Raw genomic sequence first — 14,164 nt, forward strand, 5'->3', positions numbered from 1 at the left:
AATTAAAGCGAAACGACTCAGTTATTGATACTGAATCTAGCTCGATAAAAAGGCCGCATAACTCTGAGAGTTACGCGGCTTTTTAATGCCAGCCGTCTTCACCGAGCTAATATGATTAAGCCTCTGTTACTTCACTCTCAGGCTCACGAATAGGATCAATACGCACAGCCGCCACCTTAAATTCAGGGATCTTCGCGTGTGGATCAGTCGCTGTGGTAGTCAAACGGTTAACTGGTGATTCAACAAAATGGAATGGAATAAATACCACACCCTTTTGCATTCGTTTAGTCACAAAGGCCGCGATTTCGATTTCACCACGACGTGTTGAGACCTTAAGCATCTGACCATTCGAGATACCTAGCGCTTCAGCATCATGAACACTCACCATGGCACGCGGCCCTGCTAAGTTATCCAACCCTTTTGTTTTACGTGTCATGGTTCCGGTGTGGAACTGTTCTAGAATACGGCCTGTCGTTAATACTAACGGGTATTCCGCATCCGGTAGCTCAGCAGCGTATCTAAACGGAATCGCCTCCATTTGACCACGCCCACGCGTAAATTGGGTCTGGTGCATGATACGTGTGCCATCAGGGTTGTTCTTATTACTTGGCCATTGCACGCCGTTCACCGTAATGTTCTCCCAACGTAAACCACCATACTGTGGCGTGACACGCGCTATCTCATTGGTGATATCAGCAACCGAATCATATTCCCAATTGCCGCCCATCGCATTAGCCAACATTTGGATAATCACCCAATCTTCTTTCACTTCACCTGGAGGCAATACCGCCGGGTTAATACGCTGAACACGACGCTCGGTATTAGTAAAATGACCAGACTTCTCAGCAAACGAGCAAGACGGTAGCACCACATCGGCATATTGAGCGGTTTCGGTTAAGAAAATATCTTGAACCACGAGGAAATCTAATGCTTCAAGACCTTCAATCACATGCGCTTGGTTCGGGTCACTCAGCACTGGGTTCTCGCCCATTACGTACAGACCACGAACATCTCGATGACACGCTCCATCAATAATTTCGGTCAACGTTAAGCCTGTTTCAGCCGGTAGGTCAGAAACACCCCACTCCATCGCGAATTTTTGACGAACCATTGGGTTGTACACTTTCTGATAACCCGGAAGGTTATTTGGCAATGCGCCCATGTCACACGCACCCTGAACATTGGATTGACCACGTAATGGGTTGATACCGCCGCCTTCAATTCCGATATTGCCACACAAGAGCTGTAGGTTAGCGATTGATCGAACGTTATCGTGACCAGTGGTATGTTGCGTAATGCCCATCGAGTAGTACACCGCTGTACGCTCTGCAGTACCAATCAATCGCGCCATTGCGAAGATGTCTTCCGCTTTAACGCCAGTTACCAGCTCCACTTTGTCTAGTGAATAACTTGGTGACATTACCTCTTGAAGCAAGGTATCAAAGCCATCCACACGGTCTTCGATATACTCTTGGTCGTACCAACCGTGTTTGATGATTTGCTGCATCACACCATTGATCAACATTACATCAGTACCCGGTCGGTGCGCTAAATAAAGTTCAGCATGGTCAGCAATATCGATTCGTTTTGGATCGGCAACGATCAATCTCGCTCCACCATGTCTCACAGCTTGCTTGATATGCGAGCCAATAATTGGGTGTGCTGACGTGGTGTCGGAGCCAATAATAAAGATCACATCTGAGTGCTTGATGCTTGGAATATCATTGGTCATCGCCCCGCTACCTAGCGAAGCCTCTAAACCAGTAACAGTAGATGCGTGACAAAGGCGCGCACAGTGATCGACGTTATTGGTACCGAGTTCACGACGTATGAATTTTTGGAAGGCATAGTTATCTTCATTGGTGGTTTTCGCCGACGAGAACCCCGCTAAAGCGTTACTGCCAAAGCCTTGCTTAATCGCAGTAAACTTCTCGGCAATAAGCTTAACTGCCTCATCCCAACTTGCAGGTTGCAACCAGCCATCTTTACGAATTAATGGTGTGGTTAAACGCGCATCGCTGCCCACAAAATCGAAGCCAAATCGTCCCTTAACACACAACATGCCTTCATTAACCGGAGAGTCTCCGCCTTCGATATAGCGGATTTTGTTTTTCTGCTCATCGATATGCATGGTTAGCTTGCAGCCGACACCGCAATAGGTGCAGATGGTATCGACTTTCTTGAGTACGTCTGTGTCTCCCTGCTTTCTGTCGCGAGCATCCACCATTGCACCGGTTGGACACACCTGAATACACGATCCACATTGAACGCAGTTTGAGTCGCCCATTAAGGTCTTATCTGCCCCAAAGTTAGGGCGACATTCAGGTCTTGATGCAGGTTTGCCATCCGATTGATTCATGAAGCTTAGAACGCCATGAACATTCTGTTCTCGACATGCTTGAATACACTGGCCACAACTAATACAGCGGTTGGCGTCAAAGATAATGAACTCAGAACTGTCATCGACCGAAAATTTTTGCCTTGTTAACCCGACCTTCGCTTCTTCAGCACGAATCGCCTGCCAACTCTCATTCGAAGCCACATCGATTTTGTACTCTGGATGCGTTTGCGTTGCTTTGTATTCGGTCGAGTAGTCTCGTAGGTCGCAATCGGTATTGGCTTGGCAGCCACACTCTAGACATCTTGCAGCTTCCGCTATTGCATCAGCATTCTCAAACCCTGTTTCTACTTCATCAAAGCTTTGTTCACGCTGCTCGGGCGTTAGTTCTGGCATGATCTTACGAGCCATGCGTTGTATCGACTGGTATTGCTCAGGATCCACCGCTTTGAGCTGTTTGTGCTTTCTTGAGTTAAACGGTTTGGCTGGAATATTGTCCATATCACCATGGAAGAAGCGATCGATCGCTTGTGCAGCAATACGCCCATCCCCCACCGCTTCGACTGCGGTTGCAGGGCCGCGTCGGAAATCACCAATACTGAAAATATTTCCGGTTCCGGTATGCATGGTTTGTGGATCAGCATCTGCGGTATTCCAACGAGTAAGAGGAATATCAATCGCTTCATTGTCCATAAAGCTCAGATCAGGCTTTTGCGACACGGCAGCAATAACCGTATCAAACGCTTCAACAAAGAACTCGCCAGTTGGTTTAGGGCTGCGGCGGCCTGAAGCATCAGCAGGACCCAAAGCCATTCGTTCTAATCGTATTTCTGATACATGACCATTTTCATCGGCTATGTTTTCTGCAGGGTTGGTTAAGAAGTGGAACTTCACACCCTCATGTTCAGCTTCTTCGATTTCGTAATCTTCTGCTGGCATCTCATCTCGAGTACGACGATAAATCAGCGTAGTATCCGCGCCATCACGAACTGCGGTTCGAGCACAGTCAATCGCTGTATTACCGCCACCGATCACGGCAACCTTTTTACCAGTGACGTACTGCTGATCGGTCACGTAATCTTTCAGATAATCGACACCCAAATAACAACCTCCGAGTTCGCTACCCGGGTAATTCATCTCGACCGCTTGCGATGCACCAACGGCTAAACAAACCGCATCAAAATCGTTACTTAAATCAGACAGTGTAAAATCAACACCGAGTTTTTTACCGCACTCAACCACCATTCCGTTGCGACACATCAACTCGATTTCTTTATCTAGAATCGACTTAGGTAAGCGATATTCAGGGATACCGTAACGCAGCCAACCACCCGCTTGCGGCATCGACTCATAGACACTGACATCATAGCCTTCGTTAGATAGGTAATAACCCGCCGTAAGCCCACCGGGGCCACTACCAACAATAGCAATGCTCTTGCCTTTATTTGGTTTCTTCGCTGGCATGTAGCTCTCTTGAGCCGCTAGATCCGCATCGGCAGCGTGTCGTTTGAGTTGGCGAATCGCAATGGATTCATCGACCAAGTTACGACGACATTCGGTTTCACAGAAAGCAGGACACACACGACCAATTGAAAGCGGCATTGGCAATGTCTTTTTGATCACTTCAATCGCTTTAATGTGATCATTTTGAGCAATATGGTGCAGGTAAGATTGGATGTCGACCCCAGCAGGACAGGCTGTTTGGCATGGCGCCTCACAGTCAGCGTAGTGATCGGTCATGATGCGATTCAACGCTTCTTGTCGATGATTCGTTAACTGTTTTGACTGAGTGGTAATATTCAGCCCATTAGACACTTCAAGCTCACAAGAGCGAGTAACACCAACGCCATCAACTTCCACAACACACAAATCACACGGCACTTTATCTGCTGTTTTATTCAAACCACATAAAGATGGGATTTCCAAACCACATGTTTTTGCCGCTTCAAGAACGGTTTGTCCTTGCTCGACGATTCGATATTTCCCATCAATAACGATTTGAATCATACCTAAGTCCTACCTTTACCTTTCGCACACGCGAGTTATCAACAATTAAAATTTAAGTAATACAATATTATTAATATTATTAAATCTATGTCATTACCATACATTATCTGTGGTTTTGTGCGTGTGACCTCAAACAAGTTCCATTGATAATAACCATAATGTATGAGTGGTCTTATCAGTGTCGACGAAAGGATTAAGCGGGAGGGGTTCTGCTGTAGAAGTAAGAAGTAAGAAATTAGATTCAAGGTACAAAAAAGCCCCTAATGATTAGGGGCTTTGTACAAATATCATTGAGTCGCTTTCGAGCTTATAACTCAGTTATCAAGCTTATTGCTCGGCTATCAAGGTTATTGCTCAGCTTCTTCAATAAGCTCTTGAACTGGGGATGCCGGTTTGTTTTGAGCAAAACCGCGCAGGCCAACAACATGTACGTGCTCGTGATCTTTAAAGACCTTACGAACCAGTTTGTAGGTTGTGCCTTTCTCAGGGCTAATGTTCTCTGGTGCTGCAATCAAAAGTTGCATACCTAAACGGTCACACAGTTCGAACAAGGTAGAGATAGATTTCGCATCCAGACGAGCTGCTTCATCAAGGAACAACAAACGACATGGAACGATGTCTTTGCTACGAAGTCGACGAGACTCTTCTTCCCAGCTCTGAACAACCATCAGTAGGATAGACTGACCAGTACCGATCGCTTCACCCGTAGACAGTGCGCCCGATTCCGCTTGTAACCAACCGTCTGAACCACGGTTAACTTCAACACTTAATTCTAGGTAGTTGCGGTAATCCAGTAGCTCTTCACCTAGAACTTGTGGAGAACGTTGACCCATATCGATATGTGGGTTAACACGTTGGAACAACTTCGCCATCGCTTCTGAGAAGGTAAAGCGTGTTGATTCAAACAAGTCTTTGTGTTGCTCTTGCTGAGTCGCTAGCCCTGATAGCAAGATCTCGTGGCTTTCACGAATCTTAACGTTCAGACGTACGCCCTTAACCTGACCAAAGTAGATGTTCGACAGCCCTTGGTTCAGCATTCGAATACGGTTCTGCTCGCGCTGAATCGTTTTCTTGATGATGCTTGCTACCGACTCAGAGCTGATCGCCAAGCGGTTTTCACGCTGCGTCAGTTCTTCTGTTAATCGAGCGAGCTCAACTTCCATCTCTTCGATTGCTTCAACCGGATCATCCGTATGAATGATGTCTTGGCGAATACGCTCGCGAAGGTGTTGATAAACCGCAATGTAGAACAGAACCTTACGCTCTGGATGTGCGTTGTCTTCAGATAGACGCAGCGAATCACGTAGGTCGTCATTGTCAGCTACAGCTAGACGTAAAGCACCCAGTGATTTATCCGACATAGAACGAAGCTCGCCCGCCGTTAGGTAAGCCAGTTCACGCTTATGAAGACGACGTTCAACATCATTTTCACGAGCTAAGCGAAGTACTGAACACCAGCCTGCTTTTGCTGCAACAACGAAAGTACGAAGCTCGGTGTACTCTTTTTGAACTTTCTTAAGACGCTTAGCCAGTGCTTTCATCTCAAGTTCAGTTGACGTAATCGTACGCTCGTATTCACTCTTACGGCTGCGAGATGTGTGCAGACGCTCTTGAAGCTCGTCACGACGACGTACAGCACGCTCTTCAGCGCCTTCGTCAGCGTTTACGCCGAACTCTTGTAGCTCTTGTTTGAACTCTTGAACCGTTTCTTGCTTCGCTTGATATGAGCTCTTCAGTGCCGCCAATACTTGGTTGTATTGGTTCATCTGTTCGCGAGCTTGCTTCAAGCCATCGCGGCCTTTGGTTCTTGCTTGTTCAGCTTGAACCAACTTCGCTTTCAGTTGCTCGCTCAGTTCACTGCTCTTATTAAGCAAATCAACAGAATCCGCGTAAGCAAAGTAATGACGACGCTCAATCAGATCAGACAGTGCGAACACTTTGCCTTTTAGCGTTTGTAGCGCGTTGTCTGCTTGACGGTACTCTGCTTCCAAAGCTTCGAATTGCTCTGGGTCAGCGTCTAGTGCAGATACGAACTGTTCTAGAGAAGTAAGCGCCTTGCCGTGCGTCTTCAAGTAAGATTTCGCTTCACTTAAACGCTCTAGTTGCGCTTCTAATTCAGCTAAACGCTCAGCCAATGTTTCGTCTTCTAAAATACGAACCATTGGTGCTAATTTATCTAGCGCACCAAGTGCCTGCTTGCTTTGTAGAAGCTGACTGCGTTGCTGCTGCTCTTTAGAGTTAAGCTCAGCCAGAGAACGAACAATTTGATTACGCTTATCACGAATCGCAGCAAGTGCTTGCTCTGGGTCTGCGTTAAACGCAACGTGCAGGTGCTTCGCAACAAAGCTGTTGAATGCTTGGTATAGGCGATTCAGTTTTTGAGAGTCAAACGCTGCCTTCGCGTGGTTTTCAACCACAACGTCACGCTCTTCGCGCAATTTCTCTAGACGTTGTTCACGAGCCGCACGGCCAAACAGTGGGATCTCAGGGAAACGAGAGTAACGCATTTGGCGATCGTTCAGCTGAACACACACTGCGCCTTCAAGCTCATCGGCATTGAATGAACTGTCATCAAACGCGTCGACATCGCCTTCTAGGATGTAAAGGTCTTCTGGACAATCATCAAGATCCACCAGCTTCTCTTTAATACCATCAAGATCAGAAACCACAATTGCGTGACGAGCCGGGCCGTACATCGCACTGAAGTACGGCGCATCACCAATAGTGATATCATCGTAGATCTCAGAAAGCAGCACGCCACCAAGCGTATCCGCTAGGCCTTTGAGGCGAGGATCGTTAGAACCACCTGGAGACGCTAAACGCTCAATTTCGTGCTCAAGTTCAGCTCGGCGCGTAGCCAACTGATCTTTTGCTACCGCTTGAGATTTCTCATCTTCAAGCACTTGTTGCATTTGAGTCATCACCGCTTGGCTATCTTCTAGCTCAGCGTCGGTTTGATCTCTTAATGCTTCAAGCGCATCGTTTGCCGTGATCCATGCTGGAGCAATAGACTCAAGTTTTTGAATCTCTTGATCGTGGTTTTGTTGTACACGACGTTGCTCACTCTTCGCTTCACGCAGCTCTTCTTGAGCGTACTCAAGAGACTCGATCTGCATAGCATGACGTTCACGTTCTTCATCGAAAACCGCTTCGTCAGTCAGTGAGATGTTGTGTTGCTTTTGGTATTCAGTCGCTAGCTCTTTTGCTTGACGCTGCTGAGCCACATCACGAGCCATGTCGCGGTGCTGAGCGCGCCACTGCTGTTCGTTCTCAACAACGTGTTTTGCGTTACGACCTTTTTCTAAAGCTTGCTTAGCGCTGCTAGACGCTTCTTTGCGCTCCACGTCACCAACGATGCTCTTAACTAAAGACAGTGCTTTGTCGAACTGTGCTGAAGCTGCAGAAGACATATCTAGCTTGTGCTTAGTAGCCAGTAGCGCTTGAGTGCTTGATTCTTCTTGTGCTTTTAGCTCAGAAACAAGAGTTAATGCACTTTCTGCCGTAATCGATTCATCACCAAGCAACTGCTTAGTTTTCTCTAATGCTTGAACCGCTTGCTGGTACTGAAGTGCACGAGTCTGCTGAACATCCAACGCTTGTTGGTAATCAGCAAGCTGAGTTTTCAGGCTATCCACTTCTTCTTCAGTGATGGTTGCCTGCTCTTCAGCAAGAAGTACTCGCTCTTGAGCTTCTTCCACTACCATCATCTGCTCTTCTAGACGCTCATTAAGCTCTTCTAGATCTTCGCTATAGCGAGCAATCTTCTCTTGCTGGCGAAGTGCAGTTTGAACCAATTGAAGATGATCCGAAGCCGCTTGATAATCTTGCTCTAGTGCCGACTCTTGATCGACCAACAGCTCTAATTCTTCTTGAACACGGTTCAACAAGTTGTTTTGATCATGCAAGGTTTCACGCGAACCAAACAGTTCACCACGGAACTTCATGGTTTGATCAAGCTTGTTACGACGGTCGTTGGCATGGCGCATGTAATCTGCTGCCACGTAGTTCGTCGATTCAGTGATCAAGTGTTTGAACAGGTCACGGTCCGACTGAGTTGTCTTGATCGCTTCTAGCGTCATGCGGTTCTCACGCAGTGCTGATTCCATGTCTTGGAATGCTTTCTTCACACCACCGTTTTGCGGTAGAAGATAATCGCGCAGAGAACGCGTAATCGCACTAGAAATACCGCCGTAAAGCGATGCTTCGATCAAACGGTAGAACTTAGAGCGGTCGCTGCTGTTACGCAGTTTCTTAGGTACCACACCGTATTCAAACATTTGCGAGTGGTAATCAACAATCGAAGAGAAGGCTTTAAAATGAGCGCCTTCGTATTGCGCTACCGCCGCTTTCACATCATTCAACTGACATACGCGAGCGTGGCTGTCTGAAACATTCTGAATCAACACATCCGTTGGTTTCACATGGCTTGGAAGGCCTTGGATTACGAACGGTTTGATGTCTACTTTCTTGTCACGACCGGCAACTTGCTGCAGTTTTACTGCAAACAATAGGCGTTGATTACGAGAGTTCACAACATCTAGTGCAGCATAACATGCGCCAGGTTGAAGCTTACCGTAAAGGCCTTTATCACGAGATGACTGTGAGCTACCCGCTTCCGTTGTGTTACGGAAATGCAGAAGGCTTTGGTCAGGGATCAGTGCTGTGATGAATGCCGCCATTGTGGTCGACTTACCCGCACCGTTACCGCCAGAAAGCGTTGTAACCAATCCATCAATATCAAAAGTACGCGCAAAGAAGCCGTTCCAGTTGACCATGGTTAATGATTGATACTTACCTCTTTCAATCATGCTTCACCTTCTACTTTTGTTTGTTCGCCAGCATTTGACTCAAGGTCAAAGTCAGCTTGATCGTTAAAAATGTCTTGTTGACCGTTTTCGTCTACGTCTGCATCTACTTCTGATGTGGCTTCCGCTTGTTCTTCATTCAACAAGCTACCTTGGTTAGGCTCTTGGGTATGCACCACAGCTTCACCATCACGGATAAGACGTAACTGCGCTTCTTTCATATCATCGCCAACACGAACGTCAGCGCCAAAACGGAATACCGCTTCGCTGATACGGAACTTGCCGGTTTCACCAATCGCAATCAACATACCGATACGGCGTAAGCGACGTAGAGAAGTACGTACTTTTTCGAACAGCTTTTCTTTATCTAGGTCAGAACCAGACGCACGGTTGGTTGCTAGCTTCATGAGTTTTTTCTCATCCGCTAACGACATCAACTCATCAAACAGTTCTTGGTTGGTGAAGATACCTTCATGAGCAAGACGTTCTGGGCTTAGGTATAAGAAACACAACACCTTTCCAACCAACATGTCGAGCTCAGACAACACACTACGACCAATCAGAGACGTAGAACGCGGACGCAGGTAATAGAAACCTTCCGGCGCTTTTACCAATTCCGTATTGTAGCGTTGATAGAAATGCTGAAGCTCAACTTCAAAATCAGACAGCAACGCGTGGTTATCTAGGTCTTCTGTTGAAACATGCTTACCTGAACGCAGCATGCTATCTAGCGCAGGGAACAGTGGGTTCGCTATCGCTTTTACCAGTTTCTCTGGCATGTAATCATCAGTACTTGTTAATGACATTTGCTTGTACCTTTGCACCGAAATCGTTAATTGCCTGCCAATCTGGCTGAATAGCCTGATAGTCAGACTCTGAGTAACCTAAGCGCACGGCTTGATCGACAACAATTCTGGCTAAATCAAAATGGTGTGTGCGAGGGTGTGCAGCGAGGTAATCGCGTAACACAAGGCCAAGATCAATTGGCGCGCCTTGCTGTTTGTGAGCTTTTAACATCTCTGCAATTCGATCTGAAAGCAGGTCATTTACTTGCTCAAATTCTTCGTACTCTACGTCGATTGGTGCTTGTCCCATCACTTCGTCATCACGAAGCACGAGCGCTTCATCACGAAGATCCGTCAGCTTCTCAGCATCGGCGTAGGTCAATAACCAAGGCGCATCAAAGTAGTCAGTGACTGACTGACGCAAGCGCTGGCTAAAGGCGCGGTTTTTATCCATATCAATCGCGGTACGGATGAACTTGTGAACATGGCGGTCGTAGCCGATCCATAAATCGATGGCTTGTTGGCCCCAACTGGTGATTCGGTCTAGCTTCATCTGCAAGCCGAACAGGGTTTCGCCAACGAACTCGAGTTCATCGTCACCGTAAACAATTTCTTGAATATCGAGGATCTGTGTTTGCAGTTCATCCCCCGCCGCTTGCAAGGTGTCTTGCAATTCTTTTAGTGTGGACGAGGTTTCTGAAAGCAAGGTTTCACAGTTGTTAATCGCCTCTCGCCAATCCTTGTTTAAAAGGTCGGCAATTTGCTGTTTAACGGTTTGCTGCTGCTCATCCATAACACGTTGGTTAAGATCAATCTGATCGAAAATTTCACCAACAGAATACTTGAGCACGCCGTAAACATTCTTTCTCCAATGTCCTGGAGTTCCGCCTTTTTGTGCTGCTTCAATGGCTTTTGCCATCTCGTCCGCAACCATAGAAAGCTGGATAGACAGTTTTAACTTAGAGAACTGACGGTGGCGTAAGTAATAATCTGAAATACCAATCGCCAATGGTGATAAGCGATAAATACTCGCACCATCGGTGATTTCGCTGGTAAAGCGGCTAATCAACTTCTGTTTAACTAACTCGTTGATGGCATTGTTGGCACGAAACGCGGACGCTTCGCCAGTATCTTCAAACAGTCGAGTGACGATGGTAAATGCATCGTGCAGTTCACCCTCGCCCAACTCTTCATCGAACCTTTCATTGCTTAGTACTGCGATAGCAATCAAAAATGCTAAGCGCTCTGGTGGCAAGTTTAATGAAAAATCATGCTGCTTGACCCAGCCCACCAACTCATCAATTGGCTGCTCTTCGGCAGTTTGAGTCATTTCACTCATTGTGGTTCCTGTTACTGTTCTTCGTCATATCGAATGTATTAGATATGACGCCTATTTCTTTATGACGCGGGCTTCTTACGATTGCATAGCGCATGTTGTGGCTTCTTTTACCACATTCACCGCTGTTATTGCGCAGGTTTTTGAGCCCAAACGTGAATATAACGGCCTAGTGACAGATATGGCTCTTGGCGACATAGCTGTTTTTCCAGTTCCAATACATCTTCAAATTGGTAATCGCCCATGTACTCCATATTACCTATGTAGTCACTGAAAGAGCGAATGCCTGATTTACCACAGATTTCTAGACCAGCGTCTTCTATCCATTGATAAACCTCTTCCGGCTTCAAGCCTTTTTGTGGTTGCAGCTTAAACCGTTTTCGATGTGGCATCCCATTCAATACATGAGGAATGTTGCCACAAATCACATTTTTCAGGACTAATCCGTGGTGGTTGTAAAACATTATCGAGGCAACACCACCTGGCTTAACTTGTTCAAGCAATAAATCAAGCGCCTCTTTAGGATCGGCTAACCATTCCATTACGGCATGAAACATCACAAAATCGACTTTCTCATCGAGATGTTCTGCGACTTTTTGTACCGGTGAATGAATAAATCGATATTGCTCTAGCAAACCCGCTTCGCTGATACTTTCTTCGGCGAGCTTCAGCATTTCAGAAGAGAGATCACATAGAGAAACGTTATGCCCAAGCGACGCAATTTTTTGCGACATCTGCGCAAGGCCGCCTCCAGCATCAAGCACATGCAGCGGCGAAGCTGATTGCTCAAACTTGCTCAAAGCTTGTTCTAAATCTTCCCATACGATGATCTGACGGATCTCTCCTTTGTCAGAGCCGTAAATATTTTTTGCAAATTTGTGGGCAATATCGTCGAAATTACGGTCTTCAGTCACGGCTACTTGAGTTATTATGTCCTATCGTGCCTGCTATTCTGTCACAGGAATTTCAGGAATAAAGAGGCGATGTCTCTTTTTACTACTAAGTGATGTTTTTTCGGACTATTCGGATATGTTTGAGCTGAAAAAAGTAGTGTCTTCGCTATTGATGCCACTGCCAGCAATGTTAATTCTCGCTTTTCTGGGTTTAGCCCTAGTGATGTTTACTACCAAAAGGAAGACTGGTTGCCTAATCACCCTCTCAGCCCTATGTGGTATTTTCCTAATCGCTTTCCAGCCAGTTTCTAGTCAACTTTTAATGCCAATGGAAAGGCAACACACCGCATTTTTACCTGTCGATGAAACCGTCGATTACGTGATGGTTCTTGGAAGTGGTCACGTCGTAGACGACCAAATTCCACCGACATCAGAACTTAGCCGCACCGGCCTGATGCGTTTAAGTGAAGGGATTCGTATTCTACGCCTCTACCCTGGTGCAAAACTCATTTTGTCTGGCTATGGCGCAGGCACTGAAGTAAGTAACGCAAGAATGATGGCTAAAGTGGCTTTAGCACTTGGCGTAGCAAAGCCCGACATCATTCTGCTTGAAACCGCAAAAGACACTTGGGAAGAAGCCCGCCAAGCCGCTGCGTTCGTTAAGAATAAAAGAATGGTGTTGGTGACTTCAGCGAGCCATATGACTCGCGCACTGAACGAATTCAATGCTGCTGGAATAAAACCACTGCCGGCACCAACTAACTACCTTGCACAAGAAGGTATAGTTGAGCCGTGGGAAAAGTACATGCCGAAAGCGCTATACCTTGAGCAGACTGAGCGTTACTGGCACGAAACCATGGGATTGGTTTGGCAAAGCCTGCGTGATTGGCTAGATACAAGCAATGACATTGTTGAAGAGCCTGTTATTCCAGAAGCTTCCAGCTTAATTGAAGATGACGGTGAAGTTTCCGCGGCTCAGCCTCAATAAGCCCATTGAATCTTTAAACTCATCTTAAGCATACAGAGTCGCCAAGTATTTGTAGATTCTCTGGTCGTTAACAGTAAAAGCTGAGTAATAAAAAAGCCGAGACATCAATGATGTCTCGGCTTTTTACGTTTAAATGTCGTTGTTAATTAATCACTCCCGAAGGAAATCAATCACCAGCGAACATGTAACCTTCACCGTGAACCGTCACAAAGATTTGTGGGTTCTTAGGATCGAACTCCATTTTTGCACGCATACGACGAATCAGCACGTCGATAGTACGGTCATTAGGCGCGTCCACTCGGTGGCTAATCATATTCAAAATACGTTCGCGGCTTAATACTTGATTAGGGTAAGAAGACAAAGCCACTAGCAGTTCGTATTCTGCTTTGGTCAGTTTCACTGGTTCGCCGTTCTTGCTTAACGCACGACGAGGGATATCAAATGTCCACTCACCAAAACGAACCACAGACTCATCTGATGTTTCTTCTACAGCGCCCGCTGCTGTTTTACGAGCAGCAGAGATACGCCAAAGTAGGTTTTTAACTCGAACTAATAACTCGCGAAGTTCGAAGGGTTTAGTAACGTAATCGTCAGCGCCCATTTCAAGGCCTACGATCTTGTCGATGCTATCCGTGCGTCCAGTAACTAAAATAATTCCAATGTCTGATTGACTGCGTAATTCGCGAGTTAGCATCAATCCATCTTCGCCTGGTAAGTTGATGTCCAGCATAATGAGGTCAACGTTGTTTTCTTCTAACACGTTTCTCATTTGAGCGCCGCTTTCTGCTTCGCTCACTGTGTAACCCTCGTTCTGGAAGTATCCAACCAGTTTACTGCGGGTTACCACATCATCTTCTACGACTAATACGTGATAGCTCATGTACACCACTTTTCTTATTTAATAGTTTCAGTGACTATTCTATTCATAACTAGTAACAATTCTAGTGGTACAGAAGATAAAAGCCAGAAACATGGATTTTTTTTGATACAAGACAATCTTAAACCTTGCTAT

General features: G+C 46.2%; 7 protein-coding genes. 1 reads left to right on the top strand and 6 read right to left on the bottom strand.

Annotated features, from left to right (window positions below; translation table 11 throughout):
* Positions 1-115: 115 nt before the first annotated feature.
* The 5 genes from fdhF to cmoM form a co-directional block, all read right to left on the bottom strand.
* Positions 116-4,345, bottom strand: coding sequence for a formate dehydrogenase subunit alpha (gene fdhF / locus F0229_RS00605; RefSeq protein WP_171732043.1), 4,230 nt, complete (start codon positions 4,343-4,345; stop codon positions 116-118).
* 347 nt (positions 4,346-4,692) lie between these two features.
* Entirely contained in the window at positions 4,693-9,153 is a 4,461-nt protein-coding gene (mukB, locus tag F0229_RS00610) for a chromosome partition protein MukB (protein WP_171732044.1), read from the bottom strand.
* Positions 9,150-9,956, bottom strand: a complete 807-nt coding sequence (gene mukE / locus F0229_RS00615) for a chromosome partition protein MukE (protein WP_017067527.1) — start codon at positions 9,954-9,956, stop codon at positions 9,150-9,152. The genes mukB and mukE overlap by 4 nt, the downstream gene beginning before the upstream one ends.
* Positions 9,937-11,274, bottom strand: a complete 1,338-nt coding sequence (mukF, locus tag F0229_RS00620) for a chromosome partition protein MukF (RefSeq protein ID WP_017055049.1) — start codon at positions 11,272-11,274, stop codon at positions 9,937-9,939. The genes mukE and mukF overlap by 20 nt, the downstream gene beginning before the upstream one ends.
* Positions 11,275-11,399: 125 nt before the next feature.
* Positions 11,400-12,185 (bottom strand): tRNA uridine 5-oxyacetic acid(34) methyltransferase CmoM, encoded by a 786-nt coding sequence (cmoM, locus tag F0229_RS00625; protein ID WP_017063509.1) that lies wholly within the window; start codon positions 12,183-12,185, stop codon positions 11,400-11,402.
* Between the two features lie 115 nt (positions 12,186-12,300).
* On the opposite strand from cmoM, the gene elyC reads away from it, so the two are divergent.
* Positions 12,301-13,152, top strand: coding sequence for an envelope biogenesis factor ElyC (elyC, locus tag F0229_RS00630; protein WP_171732045.1), 852 nt, complete (start codon positions 12,301-12,303; stop codon positions 13,150-13,152).
* Positions 13,153-13,318: 166 nt separating this feature from the next.
* On the opposite strand, the gene torR is transcribed toward elyC, so the two are convergent.
* Positions 13,319-14,032 carry a two-component system response regulator TorR gene (torR, locus tag F0229_RS00635; protein WP_017067841.1) on the bottom strand — a complete coding sequence of 238 codons (714 nt, stop codon included), beginning with the start codon at positions 14,030-14,032 and terminating at the stop codon, positions 13,319-13,321.
* Positions 14,033-14,164 lie beyond the last annotated feature (132 nt).

Source organism: Vibrio sp. AIC-3, assembly GCF_013114515.1.
Lineage (GTDB): Bacteria > Pseudomonadota > Gammaproteobacteria > Enterobacterales > Vibrionaceae > Vibrio > Vibrio crassostreae_C.

Coding starts and splice junctions, on each gene's coding strand:
- torR (WP_017067841.1), bottom strand. CDS start 14,032: ATGAGCTATCACGTATTAGTCGTAGAAGATGATGTGGTAACCCGCAGT.
- fdhF (WP_171732043.1), bottom strand. CDS start 4,345: ATGATTCAAATCGTTATTGATGGGAAATATCGAATCGTCGAGCAAGGA.
- elyC (WP_171732045.1), top strand. CDS start 12,301: ATGTTTGAGCTGAAAAAAGTAGTGTCTTCGCTATTGATGCCACTGCCA.
- mukB (WP_171732044.1), bottom strand. CDS start 9,153: ATGATTGAAAGAGGTAAGTATCAATCATTAACCATGGTCAACTGGAAC.
- mukE (WP_017067527.1), bottom strand. CDS start 9,956: ATGTCATTAACAAGTACTGATGATTACATGCCAGAGAAACTGGTAAAA.
- mukF (WP_017055049.1), bottom strand. CDS start 11,274: ATGAGTGAAATGACTCAAACTGCCGAAGAGCAGCCAATTGATGAGTTG.